Here is a 23223-nt window from a genome sequence, read left to right as displayed (position 1 = left end):
ACTGAAGAATATATTAATGATGAAAGATATAATAAAGTTTTACATAATAAATAAATTAAAATTCATAAAAAAAATGGGTTATTTTCTGATTGCTTATCTCATTTTTACAACGCATGTATTTGCTTCTTTATCAGCGACAACAGTGAGTTATATCTTAGGCCATTCGCCTGAAATTAGTGAAAGTGGACTAACTAAATTCGAAAATAGCATTAATTTTAGAGTGACTAACGCATTGGGTTTTACGCACGATTATTACCCTAATGATCAAAACCAAGTCTATCTTTCTTTAGATGAACGGTTTATTGATATCCGCCCAGTTATAAATGATGTGGTTTTACTCGATAGTGATATGTCTGATATTAATGGCGATAAAATTTCAACGTCCGCGCCTTATACCATATCGTCAGTAAGCTACACATGGAAAGATAAACAAGGTAATCTCATTAGCAATAATTCGACAAAAAATTTAGGTAATGATATTTGTGTTAGCAGTTCAACTTATCAAGGGCCCTACACCTTGTCTCTTTTATTTGATGCCACTATAAATACTGAGTACGGTGCACCTAGTTCATCAATTATTACCATCCAAAAAGATTTTAAAATTAATGCTGATGATGGTATTTGTTATATGCAGCCAGGAACTTTAGCAGTCAATGTATCTGGTGGCTGGCCTGACGGTGATAATGCTTGGGGAGCAGGGCGAGAGTGGGTTAATAGGCAGCCATCATACGATCCAGATGTCTTTGTCTTAAGAAAGGGATTTAAAGCTTGGATTGACGAAAAATTCCCAACCACCGCTTTTCCTGAGGCCAGATTTAAAATTGTTCCTTACCAAAATGCCAATAATTATACGATTAGTGTGATAGATAATCCAAATAACGCTTTAATTGATCAGCAATATTATTCTAAAGGTCAGTTTAAATTTGGTAGCACTAAACCCGCTCAAGGTGAGTTATATACGATTGAAGTCAAAAATAACACCTCAAATATTTCATATTTTTATAGTTTTGCCTTAAAGCCATCACGAAGCTGGTTTACTGTCGGTCAAGTAACTGGCGATGGCACTGGTGATAGTGCAACTGCAAGCAAAGTTTATGCACAAGCCGTTGCAAGATGTGGCGTTAATAATTTACCAACGCGAGCTGAACTGACTAATTCTATTTATGCAACGGGTACGCAAGTACCTAACGATGCATATGCTAGAAATAACGGGTTTATGCGAAGTATTGGGCCATTAACGAGTGAATGGGGAGCTATTTATTACTATGCACCTAAAACATTTAATGATAAGCGCGATATGATGAAGACGGTTAGTGAGAATTTGAAACAGCATTTTTCCTACTGGTATTACTGGACTAAAGATCCATCTTCATCGACACAAAATTTTCTAGTCGGTGATGTTGAAGGTAATGTCTTATCTTATGCTACCTCAAACGGTGATGGACGTATTCTTTGTGTTAATTAAGTAATGCAATTAAGCATCATGTTTACATTTAGTAATAACAATTAACGTGTAGGTAAGCCCAAAAGAGTTAAATGGGTTTGCCTATTTTTTTATACTATCTTATTAGAATTTATAATAACTAACGAGTAGTGTATTAAAATCAGTTTTTCTTATTTTGCTAAATTTCCGCTATAATAATTGCAATGTGTTGCGGATAATTAACTAAATAGAGAACATCATATGCAAAACAAACAAATTCGTATCGCGATAGCTGGCGCAGGCGGAAGAATGGGGCGTCAGTTAATCGAGGCAATAACTAAATCCGAAGGTGCACGATTAACGGCTGCTTTCGAGCATCAAGGCTCTTCATTATTGGGCGTTGATGTTGGTGAGCTAGCTGGCTTAGGTAAAATGGGGATTTATACTTCGGATAATCTTGAGCAAGCCAAGGATCAATTTGATGTGTTAATTGATTTTACGCGCCCAGCAGGAACGTTAAATCACTTAGCATTTTGTTATGCCAATAAAAAAATGATGGTTATTGGTACGACAGGTTTTGATGAACAGGGTAAACAAGCAATTTCAGATGCCGCCAAAGAGATAGGTATTGTCTTTGCCGCCAATTTTAGTGTTGGGGTGAATCTTCTCTTAAAGCTACTTGAAAAAGCAGCTAAAGTTATGGGTGATTATACTGATATTGAGATCGTTGAAGCTCACCATCGTCATAAAATTGATGCGCCATCTGGTACGGCTTTAGCTATGGGCGAAGCAATTGCTGATGCGCTCGATATTGATTTAGGAAAGCACGCGGTATATTGCCGTGAAGGTAATACCGGTGAAAGACCAAAAGGGGCGATTGGCTTTGCAACTATTCGCGCTGGCGATATCATTGGTGAACATACGGCAATTTTTGCTGATATTGGTGAGCGGGTCGAAATTACACATAAGGCATCAAGTCGAATGACATTTGCTAATGGCGCTGTTCGTGCGGCAATATGGCTTGCTAATAAACCAACTGGTTTATATGACATGCGAGATGTACTAGAGCTAAATACCTTATAATTTATCTATGACAACGCTTTTTTCTGATGAATATTGGATGCGATATGCGCTAGAATTAGCGCATAAAGCGGAACAACAAGGTGAAATACCTGTTGGCGCAGTGATTGTTGCTGATAATCAAGTTATTGGTGAGGGCTGGAATCAGTCCATTTCTAACCCAGATCCTACTGCGCATGCTGAGATCGTTGCTATTCGTCAAGCTGCAAAAAAATTAAACAATTACCGTTTAGTTGACACCACACTATATGTCACTTTAGAGCCATGTATTATGTGCGCAGGTGCAATTATCCATAGCCGTATTAAACGCATTGTTTTTGGTGCTTTTGACCGAAAAACGGGTGCTGCTGGCTCCTTTATTGATGTATTATCGTACCCTGGCGTCAACCATCTTTCTATTATTGAATCAGGGATCTGTGCAGATGATGCTGCACAGTTACTAAGTGAATTTTTTAAGCGTCGACGAGCTGAAATAAAGCTAAATAAAAAATTGAAGAGTCATCAATAAATTTACTATAAACCTGCTTGATCTATTTTTTCATCCATATATTTTTGTCGATACTCTTTTTCTATCAAATAACCAACTAGGCTCATATAGTATTTTTGGATACTATCAACAAAATGGACGGCTTGATAGCCTCTAGCAAAGCCATATTTAAGATCTAAATAGTATTCTTCTTCACTTAACAGCGGCAATATTTGACGTACATCTTGCCAACTATCAGGGCTTTTATTTAGCTGAGTTGCCAGTGCTCTTGCATCCCATAAATGACCCATACCCATATTATAAGCCGCTAAGGCAAACCATACGCGCTCTTCCTTAGGAATACTTTTAGGCATTCGGTTGATGATCTTTTTTAAATAACTACTGCCACCATTAATGCTCTGCTCTGCATCGAGGCGGTTAGTAATGCCAAGAGATTCCGCAGTTGATTTCGTTAGCATCATAATGCCTCGTACGCCAGTTGACGAGAGTGCTTTGGGATTCCAATGAGATTCTTGATAAGCCATTGATGCAAGTAATTTCCAGTCTAGATCGTTGGCTTTAGCATATTTTTCGAAAAAAGTTTGATACTTAGGTAATGTTTTTTCAATTGCGCGAAGAAAGGCTCTTGTATCAACATAATCAAATTTATTCATATAGCTAAAATAATGGTATTCCAATTTTTTTATGGTGCCATCTGCTAATGATGTCTGGATAAATTGATTTAGCTTATTTAGTAGTGAATTATCTTGCGATTTTGGTAGATACCATGTTTTAGGTTGATTATTTACCACTTCAAACGCGACGGCTAATGAGGGATAAATTCGCTGCATGATAGAGGTTGTTCGGTTGCTTGCAATAGTATAATTAATATCTTTATCTTCAACGAGTCTTAGTAACTCTTCTTGATTAAGGATCGCTGACTCATTCCACGTTAATTGTGGAAAATTATTTTTAATATGCGCTAACGTATAACTTTGTAAGGAATTTTTGGCAACAGTCAAATCACCTTTTATATCATTAAATGAGTAAGGTTTTATTGAGCCTTTTCGATAGACAAGTTGAAGCGTTATATGATGAAACGGGCTACTGGCATAGAAGTTATCAACATCAGAGACGTAACCTTTTAATTCTGTAGCAATTAAATCGATCTTGCCTTGTTTGCTTTTCTCAACTAGCTCAGTTAAATTATTAGCGAAGGTAACTTTTAACTTTACATTAAGTGAATCTGCAAATTTTTTCAACAACTCATATTCAAATCCACCAGCTTGATTTGGATTTCGATAATCAATATAAAGAGTCGTAAGTGAACGCAGCATACCGACACGTAATTCTTTACGATCAATAATTTGATTCAATGTGGTCGCGTATTCTTTATTGAAACTTGCGCCAATACTTTCTTTATAGTAAAGAGCACTTGCAACAGCTAAAATGATAAAGATTATGATAGCCAAGCTACCACGCTTTAAAGCGATTTTTTTAAGCAAATCGTTGTTACCCGAGAATGAAAAAGTACGCGATTATAGCATAACTGCCTATATGTTCAAAAAAATTAATTTATTAATAATCAAGCAAGTAAATTCTTATTTGTTGATATTAGTACCGTTACCAACAAGTTGATACTAATTTTTATCATTATTTTTTCGTTTTAATAACTAATTATAAAGTAAAACCTAACGATAGAAGCGATTAATAATTCTGCCTCTAGCCATTGCGCCAACCTGCGATGATAATAGCGGTACCAACTAAAATAATCGCAGCGCCCAGTAAATCAAATGTTGATAATTTAACATGGTCGACCACTCTTAACCAAATAAGTGAAACAACAATATAAATCCCACCATAGGTTGCATAAATGCGTCCACTCGCTTCAGGGTGCAATGTTAATAACCAAGCAAATAGCATTAAACTAACGGCTGCTAAAGCTAAAAACCAAACTGAAGCTGATTTTTTAAACCAAATATAGACAAAATAACAACCGCCTATTTCAGCTAAAGCGGTAAGGGTAAAAAGGCTAATAATTTTTAACATATCGTGATCTCTAACTTTATCGGCAGCTTACTTATCATGCTTTATGGTGTTAATAATATTAGCGATTAACATCAACAACAATGCGACCGCGAATTTTTCCTGTCATTAATTGCTCAATAGTTGGAATAACCTGGTCAAGTGTAATTTCATGACTAATTTTTGCTAATAACGATTGATCAATGATGTCTGCAAGGCGCTTCCACGCAGCGATCCTATCGGCATATGGGCGCATTACACTATCAATACCAGCTAAGGTTATACCCCGCAAAATAAAAGGCGCGACACTACTTGGAAAGTCCATTCCTTGAGCTAGGCCACAAGCTGCAACGGTTCCACCATACAGGGTGCTGGCACATACATTTGCAAGTGTTTGGCTACCAACACTATCAATAGCGGCGGCCCAGCGCTCTTTTTGTAGCGGTTTTCCTAGCTGTGAAAGTTCATTGCGATCAATTATTTCGTTAGCACCAAGTGCTTTTAAGTAGTGACTTTCTTCCAATCTGCCCGTTGATGCAACGACGTCATAGCCAAGTTTAGCTAAAATCGCAATACTAAAGCTACCAACGCCGCCATTAGCGCCAGTGACTAAAATTTTTCCTTTATCTTTTGTTACGCCATTTTTTTCGAGCGCAATAACGGCAAGCATTGCTGTATATCCTGCTGTGCCAATCGCCATGCTATCTTTGGGGGATAATTTAACCGGTAAAGGAATTAACCACTGGCTATTAAGCCGAGCTATTTGAGCAAGCCCGCCCCAGTGTTTTTCACCAACACCCCAACCGTTGAGTAATACCTGATCGCCCGATTTATATTGTTTTGATTGACTATCGATAACGGTGCCAACAAGGTCAATACCCGGAACCATTGGAAATTGTCTTACAACCGGCCCTTTGCCACTAATTGCAAGTCCATCTTTGTAGTTTAACGAAGAGTAACTTACTTTAATTGTAACATCACCAACGGGTAACTGTAACTTATCAAGTTGAGTTAGATTTGCATGGTAGCCTGTCTCATCTTTATTAATTAATATCGCTTTAAACATAGCTGATCCTTTTGTTTATTTAGACAGACTGATATATCGCTAGTATCGTTACAAATAATATAGGGGTTATTGATAAAAATAAAGTCGTAGATATTATTTTTATCGGTAATAAGGATGAATCAATAAAACCTAATTAATGGCTAATATTACTTATTTTTAAACAATTATCAAAGATAATGGTGAACGTATTGTTTGATTGATATAAAAAAGCATATTTGGGTAACATGTTAACGTTAAATATTTGTTAAGCTTCTTAGCTCGTTTCTCATTACAAATTTAATGATAAAAAATATAAAATATTACCAACGAGGCTAGGAATAACAACAATGAAATTTAAAGATTTCGCCACTTTAATTGTGCTAGGGATGGCGGGTGGAACAATTTTCCTACTTCCCTATATGAAATACTATTTTTACAATCAAATGATCGATAATACCGGTGTATCGGGAGAGTCTTTAGGATTATTCGTTACAATGTTTGGTATCGCAAGTGCATTGGTATTACTACCCGGCGGAATGATAGCCGATAGGTTATCTAGTCGAAAATGTATAATTACCTCATTAATTGCAACCTCATTATTAACTATTTTGTATAGCTTTTTATATACTTCATATCTTGCATCTTTAATTATTTGGTTTTTACTGGCATTTACGACACTATTTTTAGCTTGGCCGGCTATTTTTAAGTCTGTTAGGGTCATTGGTGGCGGCAATGCCTGCACTGCGTATAGCATATACTATGCGGCCGTCGGCTTAACTGGTGCATTAGTCGGTTATATTACGATTAAGGTATACAGTTTCTTATCAGTAATTGCTTTGGCAAATAGTTATTTCGGTGCAATATGGGTATCGGCTATTGCTAATGTTGGCGTCGCTATCGCGTTATACTATTTATTACGCGATATAAAAACAGATACTGAGAATGATAGTAGATTACCCTCTATTCGAGAGTCATTATCTGTATTAAAAATGCCGTCAATTTGGATTATTTCTATCACTCTTTTTTGTACTTATACCCTTTATATGGGGATGTCATTTTTTACCCCTTATTTAACTAAAACTTTCCATATGAGTGATGAAACATCAGGTACACTCTCTTTAGTGCGTTCTTATGTCTTTATGTCATTAACACCAATTACAGGTATTATTGCCGATCGTTTTTTTAAATCGACCTTAAAATGGTTTCTTTTGGTGTGTCCAATTATTATTATTAGCTTACTATTGGTAATGGCTATTGGTGAAAATAGCCATTTTCACGTAACTATTATGGTATTAACCTTGTTGATTGGTTTTTTTGTTTGTACGGTTTATGCCTCAATGTTTTCTATATTATCTGAATGTAAGATCCCGCTAGCCGTTGCCGGTACCGCAATTGGTTTCGCCTCTATTTTTGCTTATACCCCTGATATGATTATGCAGCCACTATTTGGCTACTTTGTCGATACTAATCAATATTATTTGATATTTCTAATCTTAATCATCATGGCAATATTATCTGCTATATCTTGCATAGCGCTACTTTATCTCAATAAAAAGCAGTTATAAAAATTTAAAATATAGGTATTTTATGAAAACGAATCAAATTTTATATTTTTTAGCTATCATTGATCATGGTGGAATACGATCTGCATCAAGAGCACTTAATATTTCGCAAAGTTCAATTGGCAAGGCATTGAGTGATCTTGAGCAAGAGTGTGGCAGCAAATTATTAGAGAGGAAAACGAACGGTGGGATTGCATTAACTGAGACCGGGCTAATGATTGAGCCCTATTTTCGCGCTATTTCATTAAACATGTCATGGGCTAAATCACTATTTAATAAAACAAAAATTGGTGATCTTGGGGTTTTAAGAGTCGGTTTAACGCCAATTGTTGCATCCACTGTATTACCCGAAGTGTACAACTGGTTTCGTTCTAGATTTAAAAACGTACAACTACAGTTTTTAGATGGGTTACTCACTAATGTTACACCACTATTAAAATCGGCAAAAATGGACTATGCAATAGCTTTACTCTTAGATGGTTGGGAGTGGGATAAAGATCAAATCATTGTAAAAGAGTTATTTAAAATTTCACACAATTTTGTTGCAAGGCCAGATCATCCGATTTTCAATGATCCAAATCCCCTTAACTCAATTAGTCACTACGAATGGTTACTTACCGTTGATACGTTTGATGGCGCTGATGACTTTGTACATAAATGTATCAACTCTCAAGGAATATTATCGCCAGATTCTATTATGCTTGTTGATACCTTTAATTGCTATACGATGTTAAATAATACTAATAGCATTGCTATCGTTCCAAGTAATCTATTTCAATCGGCACCAGGTTTTGAAAAAATGCGAGTTATCCCATTACAAAAATATAAGCCCGACTTCCAACTTCCTCATTTTAAATTAGTTATTTTAAAATCGCCATCAAGTCCAAATAGTAGTGCTGGGGAGTTTCTTATGCATTGTTTTAGTACCTCAATTAAAAAACATTTAATGAGTGATACATTATCGGATGAATAATCGTTAGTGACAAATAGATAGACGTTAATAGGTGGTAAGAACGGGGCATATTGATAAAACTTATATACCCCATTTATTAAATTAGTCAGTTATTGCTTTTCTCTTATTCATTTTTAATAGAATAAAACACGAAATTCCTGCTAATAATGATGCTAAAATTAAACCACAAAATATAAATTGATATTGATTTTTATCAGCAAAGTAGCCAAATAGAGGCTGGATAAACATATCAGGTGTATAGGCAAAAATTGAGACTAAACTAATTGCCGTTCCTGCCACTGCAATAGGAATTTTACATTCTGATAAAATAGAAAACATTGACGAATAGATAGTACAAATAAAGAATGCAATTAACATGGTTAATGATGACACTAGCATCACAACATTAACATTCTCACCAACAACAATAACACCTAATAAAACAATAATTAAAATAGGGCAAACCAACATAAACCATTTTAATGTTGATTTCAGTAAACGGTCAGCAATTAAACCTGTTAACGGTGTCAACGACATAAAGACATAAGAACGCACTAAAGAGAGCGTGCCTGATGTTTCATTACTCATGTGGAAAGCATCGGTTAAGTAAGGGGTGAAAAATGACATCCCGACATATAACGTATAGGTACAAAATAGAGCAAGTGTTATAACCCAAATTATAGGCAGTTTTAAAACAGTTAGAGAATCCTTAACTGTTGGCATTTTGCTAGCGCCACTAGCGCTTTCTTTCATATCGCGCAATAAATAAAATAATACTAATGCAATTATAATATTTACCAATGCTGAGGTTATCATACCGTAGGTGTATGCACTTGAACCACTTGTTGCAATACATGCGGAATAGACTTTAATAATTAAGTATCCACCAAGTGCACCAGTTAAGCCATTTGATGCATAATAGATACTATATGCAGTGCCTGAGTTTTCACCACCAATTGCTCTTACTGATTTTAAAATAGCAGGCCAAGCTAAGAATAATGTTGTAAATGCCAGTAAAAACCAAATGACTAATGATGCAATATACGACGTATAAACATACCCGTATATAATTGTTAATACTCCTGTTGCAATTAGTGATAAACAAATGCATGTTCTACTTGAAATTCTATCAGCAATTATTCCGCCCGGTAGTAACACAAACATTTGAGCAATACCATACATCGTTACAAGAAAACCAAGATCCTGCCCTGATAAGCCCGTACTATCTACCATCTGATTATAAAAATAGTACTTCATATAGGGGAGCAGATAGATGGCCCCTCCGGCCATCCCTAACGCAATTAATAGAATAATATCCTTTAATTTCATACAATATACCTTATATTTATTAACTGATTAATGGTTTTCTTTTATTGCTTTATTGAAATCATTTCTAATTGATTCAAAGTTTGATTTATCAGCGATAAATTTAATGAATGTATGTCCGAATACTTTTGCGCCATTATTAATGGTTTTATTGATAGTTGGTTTTTGCATTTCTGCTGCCATTTCTACCGTGTGTAATGGATAATATTCATCACATACAGCTAGGATTGGATGCATGCTTGGACAAGCATAACCGACATTACCCATATCTGTTGAAATAGTAATTGGCATGGTTGGTTCATTTTTTAAGCCTAGCTCATTAAAAACATCACAAACAATATCGGTACCTGTTTTGAAAAATGGCATATCAGAATATTCATAGCCAATATAATTCATTTCATATTCAGTACCGGTTGCTAAGGCAGCGCCAGCAATACAATTTGTTAATTTAGTCTTCATCTCTTGCAAATAGGCAATTTTGTCATGACGAATACAAAATTCAAGCTCAGTATAATCCGGAATTGAGTTACTTACTACACCACCATTAACCACATAGTATGACATTATAGCACCGGGTTTTAGTTGTTGACGTAATAAACCACACGATGTCATGAGTATTGTCGCTGCATCTAAAGCATTTTTACCATTAAATGGCGCCGCTGCTGCGTGAGAACTAACTCCTTTAAATTTAACGCGAAATGCACTAAGTGAAACAATTTTATAGTTAGCTGTTGATGTGCCGCTTCCCATATGAATCATCATTGCAAAATCATATTTTTCAAAAGCGCCTTTTTGTATCATTGGGATTTTATAACCGTCAAATTCCTCATCGGGCGTACCAATAATATCGATGTCTACATCAATTTGGTCGGCAATTTCTTTAAAGGTTGCCGCAGTAAGTAGCGATATAGCGCCACTTGCACAGTGACCACAAGCATGTCCAATTTCAGGTAATGCATCATATTCAGCAATAATTACCATTTTATATTTTGCATTATCTTTCTTTACTACATTTGCGAAATACGAGTAAGGAACATCGCAAAAATTTCGAGTTACGTTTAAACCAAGATCAGTTAAAAATTTAATATGTTGCTCAGATGAGTTTTTTTCATTCCCTGAGGTTTCTGGATGTTGAGCAAGATATAAGCTCAAATTTTGTGCAGCCACTGCATTTTTATTTATAGCGCTATCGAATATAGCGGTTAATTCATCATAGTTTTTCATAATTGCTCCAATTTTATTGTGATTTACTGTTTATCAATATATACCTAAAATGAGTTGCTGAATGCTGTCATTTATAGGTAGCGTACGGATATAGAGAACATCTAAAACTCAATATTTAGCACAAATTAATTAGAAATATTTACCTGAATTTTAAATAAATTTATATTAAATGGTAATGAGATTATGAAATAAATAACAGGTTTAATTATCATTATCGATAATCAACTTTTTATCTATTTTAAATTAGTTTTAATTGCGTTGAAGGGAAAAATAGATATCAGGATCGAACATTGGATTTAAGCTTGTTAAACGGCAATTTCGACGACTTGTGCATGAAGTATCGTTGCTAGATCATCTGGCGACATTTCAATTTCAAGGCCGCGTCGTCCGCCAGATATAAACATTGTTTTAAACTGTTTTGCACTAAGATCAATAAGTGTTGGGAGCTGTTTTTTTTGAGCAAGTGGGCTTATGCCGCCCACTAAATAACCGGTAATTTTTTGTGCTAGATTGGGATCCGCTAAATCAATTTTTTTACAATTAAGTGCTTTAGCCGCTCTTTTTAAATCTAAATGGCGATCAACGGGCACGATGCATACTGCTAAATCTTTTATATTACTATTTAGACTAACTACCAACGTTTTAAAGACTTGCTCTGCAACAATGTTTAAACTCGGATCGAGTTTTTCAACCGCCTCTTTACCAAATTCCTTTTCGTTTGGGTCATGTTGATATTGATGAACATGAAAACAAATCTTCAATTTTGTTAGTAAATTAATTGCGGGTGTCATAAACTTATTCTTTATTAGAAAGTGAATAAAGTCGATAAAGGTAACAAAGTGTCATTACAGTTAATAACAATTTTAGCGCATCAAAAATAACCAATACCACCATATTTGCAATCAATAAACCAGCTAAGCTATCTAATAACAATGTTGCTAAAAACCAGATCGCAATTATTGGCAGAATTAACCTGATTTTTTGTTTCAAAAACGTTAATCCAATTTTCAGTTTTTTGATAAAACCATATTGGGGGACAGGTTCAATAATGACCGCTAAAAATGCAACATAAGCAGTAACATAAAACAGTATAGCAATTATGATTAGCGGTATGGCAAGAGGCGGTATTATCGAAACGATCAATGATAAACCAATAAATCCAGGGATCGCAAGTAGCATAAAAAGAATGATTTTGGTAGCTATTCGACTTATGTTTTTTAGCATATTACTCAGCGATAATTGTTGGTAAGATATCGTATAAATTAATGAGAGAATAACGCTCATTGAAAGTAAATTAATCACTAAAAATATGATACCAACTCTAATCAAATAATCCATTACCGCGGGAATAAGGCGTAATTGTTCTTGCTCTGATAATGCCAAAATTGTTTGCGATAGCGCCTCTGGTGATAATTGGTCACCATATTTTTGTGCCGCTTGCTCTATTAACTGCCTGATCGGTTCAATTGTTTCGACACTTGGATAGAAAAAAAAAGTAATTAATCTTTCAATAATTGCGATACTTAATACCGTAATAATAATGGGTAATAAGTTATTACTAATAAAGTTTTTGGTATCAGATAATAACGAAGAAAATGATAACAAAATCCAACTCCTTTCATTAAGCAGGCTTGGCGATTTGCACCAAGCCTATTTAGATTATTGTAACAGTGAAATATCAGCCACTTTTAAAAATAAACTTTGTAATTTATTTAGTAAAGCTAAGCGATTTCGTTTTATTTGTTCATCATCAGCCATAACCATAACATCTTTAAAGAAGGCATCAACCGGCTCTTTTAATTCAGCAAGTTGTGCTAATGCTTCTTGGTAGCGACCTTGATTAAAGTAAGGTTCAAGTTTATCGGTTAAGATGGCAATATTTTTAGCAAGTATGCCTTCCGCGCCATCTTCCAACAGTGCTGCATTTACTTTATCTGCAATCGCAATATTTGCTTTAGATAAAATATTTGATACGCGTTTATTTGCTTCAGCAAGCGACGCTGCTGCAGGTAACGTTCTAAAATGGGTAACTGCTTTTACCCTTGCATCAAAATCAGCTGGCTTAGTTGGGTTACGCGCAAGTACCGATTGAATAGTATCAATTGCAAATCCTTGTTCTTGATACCAAGCGCGGAATCTACCTTGCATAAAGCTAACAATATCTTCAACCACGTTTTTATTACTTAGCTTGTCACCATAAAGTGAGGCTGCGTGAGTTGCAAGCTCAACTAAATCAACAGGAAGCGATTTTTCAACAATAATACGTAGTATACCAATCGCTGCTCGGCGTAGGGCAAAGGGATCTTTATCGCCTTTTGGATGTTGACCAATTCCAAAAATGCCAGCTAAAGTATCCATTTTTTCAGCAATAGAAACGCTGCTTGCAACGAGAGTGCTTGGTAGTTCATCGCCAGCAAAGCGAGGCTTATATTGTTCTTCTATTGCTGTTGCAACTTCGCTATTTTCGCCATCTTTAATCGCTAGGTAACGCCCCATAATTCCTTGGGTTTCAGGAAACTCAAATACCGTATTTGTAACCAAATCACATTTAGCCAGTTTACCCGCGCGCTTTGCAAAGTTAACGTCAGCATCAATTTGATTTGCAATAAAACCAGAAAGCGCTTCAAGGCGTAATGCTTTATCTTTAACTGTGCCAAGTTGCTGTTGGAATAGCACCATTTCAAGCCTTGGCAGGCGATCTTCTAAGCGCTGTTTTAAATCAGTTTTGTAAAAAAACTCAGCATCAGCAAGGCGTGGGCGAACGACTTTTTCATTACCAGATATGACTACTTGTGGATCTTTTGATTCAATATTGGCAACGAAAATAAAATTAGGCAGTAACTTAGCCTGTTTATCATAAACAGGGAAGTATTTTTGATCGCCTTTCATGGTATAGACAAGCGCTTCAGCCGGAACATCAAGAAATTTCTCTTCAAATTTTGCCGTTAACACAACGGGCCATTCAACTAATGATGTCACTTCTTCAAGTAGGCTATCAGTTAAATCTGCTTTACCATTTAGCTTCTCGGCAGCAAGCTCAGCTTGTTGTTTGATGATTGCTTTACGTTTATCATGATCGGCAATCACTTTACCGCGTTGCTCGAGTATTTCTGGATATTGATCAGCATTATCAATGGTAAATTCTTGCTCACCCATAAAGCGGTGGCCACGAATAATACGGTTTGATTCGATATCCAAAATTGTGCCAGGTACGATATCTGCGCCATAAAGCATGGTTATCGTATGACTTGGGCGAATAAATTCAACTTGCTTAGCCGCCCAGCGCATTGGTTTTGGGATTGGTAATTTAATTAATGCCGCTTTTACCATATCGCATAGTAGATTAACAACAGGCTGTCCTTTTTGGTTAAGCGTATAAGAAAGCCATTCGCCTTTATCTGTTTGTACTCGCTCAGCTTGGTCAACGGTTATCCCACAGCCACGCGCCCAGCCTTCAGCCGCTTTAGTTGCTTTACCTTCGGCATCAAATGCGGCACTAACTGCTGGGCCGCGTTTTACGATTTGAATATCGGGCTGAGTATCACTTAAATTTAGTACTTTTAGTGCGAGGCGACGTGGTGATGCGTACCAAAGTACTTCACCATGGTCTAGATTTGCATTATCAAGTTGTTCAATAAAGTTAGCTGCAAAACTTTCCGCAAACATGCGTAGCGACTTTGGTGGTAATTCTTCTGTTCCAATTTCAACGAGAAATGTTTTTTGCATTTTTGTCTCCTTACTTTGATGCCGTTGAGTTTTTGCACATAGGAAATCCTAAGGCTTCACGCGATGCATAATATGCTTCTGCAACCATTTTTGTTAGCGTTCTAATTCTTAAAATATAACGCTGACGTTCGGTAACAGAAATGGCTTTACGTGCATCAAGTAAGTTAAAGCAGTGAGCCGCTTTTAAAATTCTCTCATAAGCAGGCAGGGGTAATGGTTTCTCAAGCTCAAGCAGATAACGTGCTTCTTGTTCATGTTGATCAAAACAGTAAAATAAGAAATCGGTATTGGCATATTCAAAATTATAGGTCGATTGCTCTACTTCATTTTGATGAAAGACGTCACCATAAGTCGTTTTACCAAATATACCATCACTCCAAATAAGATCATAAACACTATCCACGCCTTGAATATACATCGCTAGGCGCTCCAGTCCGTAAGTTATTTCGCCAGTAACCGGCTTACACTCAAGGCCACCAACTTGCTGGAAATAGGTAAATTGCGTCACTTCCATGCCATTTAACCAAACTTCCCAACCCAGTCCCCAAGCACCAAGTGTTGGATTTTCCCAGTTATCTTCAACAAAGCGGATATCATTAATGGTTGGATCAAGTCCAAGCTCTTTTAAAGATCCTAAATAAAGCTCTTGAATATTATCAGGTGATGGTTTTAAGATAACTTGAAACTGGTAATAATGTTGTAAACGATTAGGGTTTTCACCGTAGCGGCCATCGGTTGGTCTACGTGAAGGTTGAACGTAGGCGGCATTAATTGGCTCAGGCCCAAGCGCTCTTAAGCAAGTCATCGGATGAGAAGTACCGGCACCAACTTCCATATCAAGAGGTTGAATAATAGTACATCCTTGATTAGCCCAATAATCTTGTAGTGTAAGAATTAGGCCCTGAAAGGTTTTTACATTAAACTTTTGCATGATGTTATCTTTCTTATTGAGTGATATAAGATTATTAAAATAATCTCGTATTCTATACTGTTTATTAATCATAGTGGAAGTGTTAATCTTAGCAGAATCTAATTAAAATTGAAAAAATAATCAAAAGGTAATGATGTAATGCCCAATAATATAATCCGTTGTGCTTGGGTCTCAACTGATCCGCTTTATATTGATTATCATGATAAAGAGTGGGGCAAGCCTGAGCATAATAGCCTAAAGCTATTTGAAAAGATCTGCCTTGAGGGTCAACAAGCGGGATTATCTTGGATAACGGTACTTAAAAAACGCGCTGAGTATCGGCGCTGCTTTTACCATTTTGAACCGCAAAAAATTATTAAAATGACCGATAGCGACATTGAGTTATTAATGCAAAATACAGGCTTAATTCGTAATCGCCTAAAACTTAATGCGATTATTAAAAATGCTCATGCCTATTTAGCCATGCAACAAAATGGCGAGGATTTTGCAAAGTTTATCTGGTCTTTTGTTGATGATAAAACGATTATTAATCACTTTGCCAATTTAACCGAAGTGCCGACAAGTACGGATATTTCAGAAAGAATGTCAAAAGCGCTAAAGAAAAAAGGCTTTACGTTTGTTGGCTCGACAATTTGTTACGCATTTATGCAATCAATGGGGTTAGTTGATGACCATTTTATTGACTGCTTTTGCCGCGGGAAAACGAAATGAAAATAGGTGAACTTGCCAGTATTGCCGGCTGCACATCGGAAACGATCCGTTTTTATGAAAAAATCGGGCTTTTACCTCAGGCAGAAAGAACCCAGAGTAATTACCGAATCTATGGTAAAAAACATCTTGAGCGACTGATTTTCATCCGCAATTGCCGAGCGTTAGAGATGAGCCATGAAGAAATTAGAATGCTAATTGCGATAATAGATAGCCCAAATCAACTTGAGCACCAAAGCGCACATCTTTTGCTCGCAAGCCATCTGCATCATATTGATGAACGAATTGATGAGTTAACCTCATTACGAAAACAATTAGTTAGGTTGCAAAATCATTGTCACCCTAACAATGAATCATGTGGAATATTGCAAGAGCTAGCTGAAATGGAAGTACAGGCAAAAGTTGCTAAAAGTCACCTTTAATTTTCACTATAATGATATGTTACAACAAAAAAAATAACGAAAATAAGTCGATTATACCAAAACCTTACTAATTGTATCAAGTCTAGTGCATTAATTGCTATCGAGCATTAATGCACTAGCATGACAATATTTAACGCTTCGTAACTTTTGGTTCTTGCCAGCCCGATCTGGCGAGTGGCCAAAAACCTGTCAAGGCAGCTAAAATAGCCACAAAAGCAATATAGAGGCCCGCACCCATATAAAAATACTCACCTAAAATATGTGAAGGATTTAGTAAATACAAGGTTAACGTAGGGGTTATCGCACTAAATAGCGCATAAGCTAAATTATAAGAAAACGACAATCCTGAATAGCGAATGGCTGGTGGAAACGCCCTAGTACCAACAATTGGTGTTGTCGAAATTGCGCCAGTAAATAAACCAAATAAGCCATAGTTAAAGTAAAGCGTTGAAAGATCAATATTAATACTTAATGACGCATAAAAATATAAACTGGTGATGGCAAGGCCGCCCCATGCAATCATCATATTTTTCTTAGTACCAATTTTATCTTCTAGCCAGCCAAATAAAATACAACCAATTGTCAGCATTAATGCGACAATACAACCGGCAATTCGGCAATCAATTGCTGCAATTTTATACATGCCACCAAGGATTTTACCGGGCGTGATCAACACTCCAACCATAATTGTGGTTGATAATGACCAAGTAACTAACGCAACTAATAAGCAGGCGATTTTATGGCGTTTAATAACTGACATGACGGGAATATTTTTTTCTAGAGCTTTTCGTGCCGACAGTTCTTTAAAAATCGGGGTTTCCGATAAGAAACGACGCAGATAAACCGAAATCAAGCCGAAAACGCCACCAATAATAAACGGAATACGCCAAGCATAATCAAGCACTTCGGTTTTATTAAAAATCATATCGATGATGATAGTGATTAAAAAACCAAGCATGATCCCACCAGTAATACCTGATGTTAAGGTGCCAACGCCAAAGCCATAACGCTGTTTTGGCGTGTGCTCGGCAATAAATACCCATGCCCCAGGCATTTCACCGCCAATTGCCGCACCTTGTAGCATTCGCATTAATAACAGTAAAATTGGGGCAAGCATACCAATTGATTCATAAGTCGGTAAAATACCAATAATAAATGTGGGTAACGCCATTAATGCCACACTTAGCGTAAACATTTTCTTACGACCAATTTTATCACCAAAATGCGCCATAATTATGCCGCCAACAGGGCGAACTAAGTAGCCTGCAGCAAAAATTCCCCATGCAAACAGCTCTTTAGTAAATTCGCTTAATGAATCAGGGAAGAAAAGGGGCGCTACAATCAAATCAACATATAACGCGTAAATAACAAAGTCATAGAACTCAAGTGTGCCGCCTAACGAAGAAAGTGCTAATGTCTTAAAATCTTTCTTATTTAATCGACGAGCATTTGGCTGACATTCTGTAATTATTTCAGATTTACTCATCAAAATACCTTATTTAACTTATCTTTTATATGATCACTGCTTATCCAATTTAAAAGATAGCCAGCAATGAATCACTATTTTTGTTAAAATTTTTTATAAAAAAATTCCCAAAACATGGGGAAGTGGATAATTATGTCATAAAATAAGCACTTACCACATAGATAAAACAAAATTCTAATATTATAAAATTAAATATAACGGATTTTTATATAGTATTATCATGATTTATATATGGTTTGTGTTTATATAATCAAATGGGGTAGCTTAAACTCACCGTTTTATAGAACTAGATTTGTACTTAGATGTTGAATATGAGGCCAAAATTTATATTAAAAATATAGGGTACGATAGATTTTGAACGAAAATTTAATCAATTGTAATAAGGTCATTTGATGTTCTGTTTAGTGTAATTGTATAACTTCATTAGTAATAAGTGTCACATTAATGGTATGATTAGCCCATTTTATAAGCTTTAAAATAGTTATCATTCATGAATTTAGACACCATTATTGCTCAAGCAACGCCACCTGGAAGAGGCGGTGTTGGTATTTTACGCGTTTCGGGTAGCCAAGCAAAAACCGTTGCGCTGGCTTTACTTGGCAAGCTACCAGCGCCACGTCACGCACAATATTTACCTTTTTTAGATGAAACGGGTCAAGTTATTGATCAGGGGATCGCGCTATTTTTTCCTAATCCTCACTCATTTACTGGTGAAGATGTATTGGAATTACAAGGGCACGGTGGTCCGGTTATTTTAGATCTACTGCTAAAACGTATTTTAAAGATCCCACATATTCGTATAGCCCGCCCGGGTGAATTTTCGGAGCGCGCATTTTTAAATGATAAACTTGATTTAGCCCAAGCAGAAGCGATTGCTGATCTTATTGATGCAAGTTCTGAGCAAGCGGCAAAGTCGGCAATATCATCACTGCAAGGTGTCTTTTCAAGCAAAGTAAATAGCTTAGTTGAATTACTCATTCATTTAAGAATTTTTGTTGAGGCGGCAATTGATTTTCCTGAAGAAGAAATTGATTTTTTATCAGATGGTAAAATCGAAGGTCAGCTCGTTTCAGTTATTACGCAATTAGATGAAGTGCGTAAAGAAGCGAAGCAAGGATCGTTACTACGCGAAGGAATGAAAGTCGTTATTGCTGGCCGGCCTAATGCGGGTAAATCAAGTTTACTTAACGCGCTAGCGGGCCGTGATGCAGCGATCGTGACAGATATCGCTGGTACCACGCGAGATGTGCTACGAGAGCATATCCATATTGATGGCATGCCGCTACATATTATTGATACAGCAGGGCTACGCGAAGCAAGTGATGAGGTGGAACGAATAGGTATTGAAAGAGCTTGGTCAGAAATTGCACAAGCGGATCGCGTACTATTCATGGTTGATGGCACCACAACTAGCGAAATAGATCCCGATAAACTCTGGCCCGAATTTATGCAGCGTTTACCGCGCAATGTGCCCGTTACCGTTATTCGTAATAAAGCGGATTTGACCGGGGAGCCACTCGGTTATAGTGAAGTGAATGATTACTCACTTATTCGTTTATCAGCAAGCACCGGCAATGGCGTTGATATACTTCGCCAACATTTAAAAGATAGTATGGGATTTACTGCAACGGCAGAAGGTGGATTTTTGGCTCGTCGCCGCCACTTACATGCGCTTGATAACGCGGCAGAACATCTAACTAATGGCTTTACACAATTAACAGTTTTTCATGCTGGCGAACTTCTTGCTGAAGAATTGCGTTTAGCGCAAGAATCATTAAGTGAAATTACCGGTACATTCACCTCAGATGATTTACTGGGTAAAATTTTTGGTTCATTTTGTATTGGTAAATAAACAAATATTGATGATAACCTTAGCTAACATCGTTTAGATGGGAGCTAAGGTTTATAAAGTAACAAGATACCATGATTAAATGTCGCCACTGTTACTAATACGGCGCAAATTGTTAGGCATCGATAAAGGATAAGGATACGAAAGTGAGTATTTCAGACAATATAAATGACTACAATTCGCTAAAAACTGCGGTGAAATTATTAGAGTCGCCATCAATTACGGCCAAGATCTCGAACATAATTAGCTTTCCTATTGAGGGTGCGGTAAAAAAGCTGCCTAAATCAGTCACCAAGAAAATCAATGGTGCTGTTCAAGTTGCGCTTTATAAAGCTGCTGATGTTGCATTATTGAGCATTGATAATCAGCCCAATAAATCTGCTTCAACCAAGCTTCATAAGCTTTATGCCGCAACGTCAGGCGCATTGGGTGGCGCTTTTGGTTTTACATCATTATTTATTGAACTGCCCATATCAACGACAATTATGATGCGCGCTGTCGCCGACGTTGCGCGTAGCGAGGGATTTGATTTAAATGATTTATCTACAAAAGTTGCTTGTATTGAAGTTTTTGCGATAGGGGGAAATAATAGCAAAGATGATACAACTGAAACGGGTTATTACCTATCTCGTAGCTTTATGACTGAATCGATTCGTCAGCTTTCAAAAGAGTTAGCTGAGATGGCGGCAAAACAAGGTGCGAATAAATTCAGCCCAATGCAAACCGGTAAGTGGCTAGCTAAAATTATAGAAAAGGTTGCCTCAAGATTTGGGGTGGTGATAACCAATAAATTTGCTGCGCAAGTTGTGCCGGTAATTGGCGCACTTTCAGGCGCCACGCTCAACACTCTTTTTACTCACTTCTATCAAGATATCGCTCGTGGGCACTTTATTATCAAAAGATTAGAAAATCAATATGGCTACGAACAAGTCAAAGAAGAATACCAGAAAATACTTAATAAAAGCTAAAATTTGTTGGTTGTATTTTCAAACTTAGCTATCGATAGGATCATCAGTTCATCAAGGCGCACAATTATTTATATTACCAATTTATCTTTAACGCAGAACTTAACCATTTGATCTTATAGTTACTATAATGATAGCTTACAACAATAATTTAACGAAAATTCTAAATTGATCGTAAATAAAAGCGAATGTTGAAAATTTTAATCAATAGAATTGGTTGAAATTACAAAATATGAGCTTATATTAATTCCATAATGTTTTTTACACATCTAGGATTTTTCCATGTCATCAGTTCCAGCACTGGAGTTAGTCGATCTCAAAAAAACCTACAAAAATGGCGTTGAGGCACTAAAGGGCATTAATTTATCAGTACAATCTGGTGATTTTTATGCATTATTAGGCCCTAATGGCGCAGGTAAATCGACCACAATTGGTATTATTAGTTCACTGGTTACCAAAACATCGGGTCAGGTTAAAATTTTTGGTTATGACTTAGCTACCGATGTTGTTAATGCTAAGCGCCAACTTGGCTTAGTTCCTCAAGAGTTTAATTTCAATCCGTTTGAAACAGTTTTTCAAATTGTGGCAAACCAAGGTGGTTATTATGGTCTACCTCGAAGGCTTGCCATGGAAAGAGCCGAAAAATATTTGCGGATTTTAGACTTATGGGAAAAACGTGATAGCCGTGCTCGAATGCTTTCAGGTGGCATGAAACGTCGCCTTATGATTGCAAGGGCACTAGTTCATGAACCCAAGTTATTAATTTTAGATGAGCCAACAGCTGGCGTTGATATTGAATTACGTCGATCAATGTGGGACTTTTTGCGTAAGATTAATCAGCAAGGGATCACAATTATTCTAACAACTCATTATTTAGAAGAAGCCGAAATGCTTTGTCGTAACATTGGTATTATTCAACATGGTGAGTTAATTGCCAATACCTCGATGAAAGCGCTGCTTGCTAATTCTAAATCAGAAACGATGGTGTTTGACTATTTACCTATCGATAAAAAACCGGATTTAGCCGGTTACCAATTTAGAATGTGTGATAAGGGATCATTTGAGGTGGAAATAAATAAAGGACAAGGACTTAATTCTTTATTTGTCTTATTTGAGCAGCAGGGCATTAATATTGTCAGTATGCATAATAAAACCAATCGCTTAGAGGAACTTTTTATTGATCTAGTTAGCCATTCGCAAGGAGCTAAGCATGAATAGTTTATATTGGATCGCGTTAAAAAGTATTTGGCGCAAAGAGATCACCCGCTTTTTACGTATTTGGGTTCAAACCTTAATTCCCCCAGTTGTAACTATGTCGCTCTATTTTATCATTTTTGGTAATTTAATTGGTTCGCGAGTGGGTGAAATGGGCGGCTTTAGTTACATGCAGTTCATTGTACCTGGCTTAATTATGATGTCGGTTATTACCAACTCTTATACCAATGTGTGCTCGTCTTTTTTTAGTGCCAAATTTCAGCATAATATTGAAGAGTTACTTGTTGCGCCTGTACCAACTCATATTATTATTTGGGGATATGTTGGTGGCGGCGTTGCAAGAGGCGTGTTTACCGGTATTTTAGTCACGATTATTTCAATGCTATTTGTTAGCTATGATGTACATTCATGGTTAATTATTATTGTTACTTTACTACTTACCGCGATCCTTTTTTCTTTAGCGGGACTATTAAATGCCGTTTATGCCAAATCATTTGATGATATTAGCATTGTGCCGACTTTTGTATTAACGCCATTAACTTATTTAGGTGGTGTATTTTATTCATTAACGTTATTACCGGTATTTTGGCAATGGGTCTCTAAACTTAATCCAATTGTCTATATGATTAATGGTTTTCGTTATGGTTTTTTAGGTATTTCTGATGTGTCATTAACGGTCACATTTACCATGTTAGTGTTATTTGTTGTTGTTATGTATGCAATTGCTTGGAAGATTATAGAAAGCGGTAAAGGGCTACGCAGCTAAATTTTGTCTTATTAATCGCTCCTACGGCCATATTGGTTTGACAGTAGGAGCT

Annotated in this window: 21 protein-coding genes; 11 read left to right on the top strand and 10 right to left on the bottom strand. The window is 36.5% G+C overall.

All coding sequences use genetic code 11. From position 1 onward, the window contains the following. Window positions 1-73 precede the first annotated feature (73 nt). From RHO14_11055 to tadA, 3 genes are all read left to right on the top strand, one after another. On the top strand, window positions 74-1465 hold the full coding sequence (locus RHO14_11055; GenBank protein WVD70888.1) for a hypothetical protein: 1392 nt from the start codon (window positions 74-76) through the stop codon (window positions 1463-1465). Window positions 1466-1684: 219 nt separating this feature from the next. Continuing rightward, the gene (gene dapB, locus RHO14_11050; protein WVD70887.1) at window positions 1685-2506 is read left to right on the top strand and encodes a 4-hydroxy-tetrahydrodipicolinate reductase; all 822 of its coding nucleotides are present in this window, start codon (window positions 1685-1687) and stop codon (window positions 2504-2506) included. A gap of 7 nt (window positions 2507-2513) precedes the next feature. Then, entirely contained in the window at window positions 2514-3011 is a 498-nt protein-coding gene (gene tadA, locus RHO14_11045; protein WVD70886.1) for a tRNA adenosine(34) deaminase TadA, read from the top strand. A 5-nt stretch (window positions 3012-3016) separates the two neighbouring features. On the opposite strand, the gene mltF is transcribed toward tadA, so the two are convergent. The 3 genes from mltF to RHO14_11030 all read right to left on the bottom strand — a co-directional run bounded on the left by mltF (window position 3017) and on the right by RHO14_11030 (window position 6060). Continuing rightward, the gene (gene mltF / locus RHO14_11040) at window positions 3017-4441 is read right to left on the bottom strand and encodes a membrane-bound lytic murein transglycosylase MltF (protein WVD70885.1); all 1425 of its coding nucleotides are present in this window, start codon (window positions 4439-4441) and stop codon (window positions 3017-3019) included. Between the two features lie 250 nt (window positions 4442-4691). Continuing rightward, the gene (locus tag RHO14_11035; GenBank protein WVD70884.1) at window positions 4692-5018 is read right to left on the bottom strand and encodes a YnfA family protein; all 327 of its coding nucleotides are present in this window, start codon (window positions 5016-5018) and stop codon (window positions 4692-4694) included. 58 nt (window positions 5019-5076) lie between these two features. Continuing rightward, window positions 5077-6060, bottom strand: a complete 984-nt coding sequence (locus RHO14_11030; GenBank protein ID WVD70883.1) for an MDR family oxidoreductase — start codon at window positions 6058-6060, stop codon at window positions 5077-5079. Between the two features lie 326 nt (window positions 6061-6386). Between RHO14_11030 and RHO14_11025 the strand changes: the two genes are divergently transcribed. Beyond that, the gene (locus RHO14_11025; protein WVD70882.1) at window positions 6387-7604 is read left to right on the top strand and encodes an MFS transporter; all 1218 of its coding nucleotides are present in this window, start codon (window positions 6387-6389) and stop codon (window positions 7602-7604) included. A gap of 22 nt (window positions 7605-7626) precedes the next feature. Next, complete coding sequence (locus RHO14_11020; GenBank protein WVD70881.1) at window positions 7627-8574, top strand: LysR family transcriptional regulator; 948 nt, start codon at window positions 7627-7629, stop codon at window positions 8572-8574. Window positions 8575-8655: 81 nt separating this feature from the next. Here the strand turns inward: RHO14_11020 and RHO14_11015 are convergent, their stop codons facing one another. The 6 genes from RHO14_11015 to glyQ form a co-directional block, all read right to left on the bottom strand. Further along, entirely contained in the window at window positions 8656-9882 is a 1227-nt protein-coding gene (locus RHO14_11015) for an MFS transporter (GenBank protein ID WVD70880.1), read from the bottom strand. Window positions 9883-9909: 27 nt separating this feature from the next. Beyond that, window positions 9910-11103, bottom strand: a complete 1194-nt coding sequence (locus RHO14_11010) for a M20/M25/M40 family metallo-hydrolase (protein WVD70879.1) — start codon at window positions 11101-11103, stop codon at window positions 9910-9912. A gap of 305 nt (window positions 11104-11408) precedes the next feature. Next, window positions 11409-11894, bottom strand: a complete 486-nt coding sequence (gene ybaK / locus RHO14_11005; GenBank protein ID WVD70878.1) for a Cys-tRNA(Pro) deacylase — start codon at window positions 11892-11894, stop codon at window positions 11409-11411. A 4-nt stretch (window positions 11895-11898) separates the two neighbouring features. Beyond that, window positions 11899-12708 carry a YciC family protein gene (locus tag RHO14_11000; GenBank protein ID WVD70877.1) on the bottom strand — a complete coding sequence of 270 codons (810 nt, stop codon included), beginning with the start codon at window positions 12706-12708 and terminating at the stop codon, window positions 11899-11901. A 54-nt stretch (window positions 12709-12762) separates the two neighbouring features. Continuing rightward, window positions 12763-14829 (bottom strand): glycine--tRNA ligase subunit beta, encoded by a 2067-nt coding sequence (gene glyS, locus RHO14_10995; GenBank protein ID WVD70876.1) that lies wholly within the window; start codon window positions 14827-14829, stop codon window positions 12763-12765. Window positions 14830-14839: 10 nt separating this feature from the next. After that, on the bottom strand, window positions 14840-15760 hold the full coding sequence (glyQ, locus tag RHO14_10990; protein ID WVD70875.1) for a glycine--tRNA ligase subunit alpha: 921 nt from the start codon (window positions 15758-15760) through the stop codon (window positions 14840-14842). A gap of 138 nt (window positions 15761-15898) precedes the next feature. Here glyQ and RHO14_10985 point away from each other — a divergent pair, with 138 nt between their 5' ends. Together RHO14_10985 and RHO14_10980 are read left to right on the top strand one after the other, a co-directional pair. Beyond that, a complete protein-coding gene (locus RHO14_10985; protein ID WVD70874.1) occupies window positions 15899-16471 on the top strand; it encodes a DNA-3-methyladenine glycosylase I in 573 nt (190 codons plus the stop codon). Beyond that, window positions 16468-16890, top strand: coding sequence for a MerR family transcriptional regulator (locus tag RHO14_10980; GenBank protein WVD70873.1), 423 nt, complete (start codon window positions 16468-16470; stop codon window positions 16888-16890). The genes RHO14_10985 and RHO14_10980 overlap by 4 nt, the downstream gene beginning before the upstream one ends. Window positions 16891-17020: 130 nt before the next feature. Here RHO14_10980 and RHO14_10975 read toward each other — a convergent pair whose 3' ends face one another. Beyond that, the gene (locus RHO14_10975) at window positions 17021-18376 is read right to left on the bottom strand and encodes an MFS transporter (GenBank protein ID WVD70872.1); all 1356 of its coding nucleotides are present in this window, start codon (window positions 18374-18376) and stop codon (window positions 17021-17023) included. Window positions 18377-18866: 490 nt separating this feature from the next. Here RHO14_10975 and mnmE point away from each other — a divergent pair, with 490 nt between their 5' ends. The 4 genes from mnmE to RHO14_10955 all read left to right on the top strand — a co-directional run bounded on the left by mnmE (window position 18867) and on the right by RHO14_10955 (window position 23171). Next, window positions 18867-20228: a tRNA uridine-5-carboxymethylaminomethyl(34) synthesis GTPase MnmE gene (gene mnmE, locus RHO14_10970; protein ID WVD70871.1), complete on the top strand. Its 1362-nt coding sequence runs from the start codon at window positions 18867-18869 to the stop codon at window positions 20226-20228. A gap of 143 nt (window positions 20229-20371) precedes the next feature. Then, entirely contained in the window at window positions 20372-21193 is an 822-nt protein-coding gene (locus tag RHO14_10965; protein WVD70870.1) for an EcsC family protein, read from the top strand. 279 nt (window positions 21194-21472) lie between these two features. After that, the gene (locus tag RHO14_10960; GenBank protein WVD70869.1) at window positions 21473-22408 is read left to right on the top strand and encodes an ABC transporter ATP-binding protein; all 936 of its coding nucleotides are present in this window, start codon (window positions 21473-21475) and stop codon (window positions 22406-22408) included. Beyond that, window positions 22401-23171: an ABC transporter permease gene (locus RHO14_10955; GenBank protein ID WVD70868.1), complete on the top strand. Its 771-nt coding sequence runs from the start codon at window positions 22401-22403 to the stop codon at window positions 23169-23171. Before RHO14_10960 ends, RHO14_10955 begins: the two co-directional genes overlap by 8 nt. Window positions 23172-23223: the final 52 nt, after the last annotated feature.

The organism is Orbaceae bacterium lpD04 (assembly GCA_036251935.1).
In the GTDB taxonomy this organism is placed as follows: domain Bacteria; phylum Pseudomonadota; class Gammaproteobacteria; order Enterobacterales; family Orbaceae; genus Orbus; species Orbus wheelerorum.
The sequence above is the reverse complement of the archived record's forward strand: the minus strand, read 5'-3'. Positions and strand labels throughout refer to the sequence as shown.

Excerpts from the sequence above, each read along its gene's own strand:
- RHO14_11030 (WVD70883.1), bottom strand. The coding sequence starts at position 6,060 with ATGTTTAAAGCGATATTAATTAATAAAGATGAGACAGGCTACCATGCA.
- glyS (WVD70876.1), bottom strand. The coding sequence starts at position 14,829 with ATGCAAAAAACATTTCTCGTTGAAATTGGAACAGAAGAATTACCACCA.
- mnmE (WVD70871.1), top strand. The coding sequence starts at position 18,867 with ATGAATTTAGACACCATTATTGCTCAAGCAACGCCACCTGGAAGAGGC.
- glyQ (WVD70875.1), bottom strand. The coding sequence starts at position 15,760 with ATGCAAAAGTTTAATGTAAAAACCTTTCAGGGCCTAATTCTTACACTA.
- tadA (WVD70886.1), top strand. The coding sequence starts at position 2,514 with ATGACAACGCTTTTTTCTGATGAATATTGGATGCGATATGCGCTAGAA.
- RHO14_10960 (WVD70869.1), top strand. The coding sequence starts at position 21,473 with ATGTCATCAGTTCCAGCACTGGAGTTAGTCGATCTCAAAAAAACCTAC.
- RHO14_11025 (WVD70882.1), top strand. The coding sequence starts at position 6,387 with ATGAAATTTAAAGATTTCGCCACTTTAATTGTGCTAGGGATGGCGGGT.
- RHO14_11035 (WVD70884.1), bottom strand. The coding sequence starts at position 5,018 with ATGTTAAAAATTATTAGCCTTTTTACCCTTACCGCTTTAGCTGAAATA.
- RHO14_10975 (WVD70872.1), bottom strand. The coding sequence starts at position 18,376 with ATGAGTAAATCTGAAATAATTACAGAATGTCAGCCAAATGCTCGTCGA.
- RHO14_11020 (WVD70881.1), top strand. The coding sequence starts at position 7,627 with ATGAAAACGAATCAAATTTTATATTTTTTAGCTATCATTGATCATGGT.
- RHO14_11015 (WVD70880.1), bottom strand. The coding sequence starts at position 9,882 with ATGAAATTAAAGGATATTATTCTATTAATTGCGTTAGGGATGGCCGGA.
- ybaK (WVD70878.1), bottom strand. The coding sequence starts at position 11,894 with ATGACACCCGCAATTAATTTACTAACAAAATTGAAGATTTGTTTTCAT.
- RHO14_10955 (WVD70868.1), top strand. The coding sequence starts at position 22,401 with ATGAATAGTTTATATTGGATCGCGTTAAAAAGTATTTGGCGCAAAGAG.
- RHO14_10985 (WVD70874.1), top strand. The coding sequence starts at position 15,899 with ATGCCCAATAATATAATCCGTTGTGCTTGGGTCTCAACTGATCCGCTT.
- RHO14_10980 (WVD70873.1), top strand. The coding sequence starts at position 16,468 with ATGAAAATAGGTGAACTTGCCAGTATTGCCGGCTGCACATCGGAAACG.
- RHO14_11010 (WVD70879.1), bottom strand. The coding sequence starts at position 11,103 with ATGAAAAACTATGATGAATTAACCGCTATATTCGATAGCGCTATAAAT.
- RHO14_11055 (WVD70888.1), top strand. The coding sequence starts at position 74 with ATGGGTTATTTTCTGATTGCTTATCTCATTTTTACAACGCATGTATTT.
- dapB (WVD70887.1), top strand. The coding sequence starts at position 1,685 with ATGCAAAACAAACAAATTCGTATCGCGATAGCTGGCGCAGGCGGAAGA.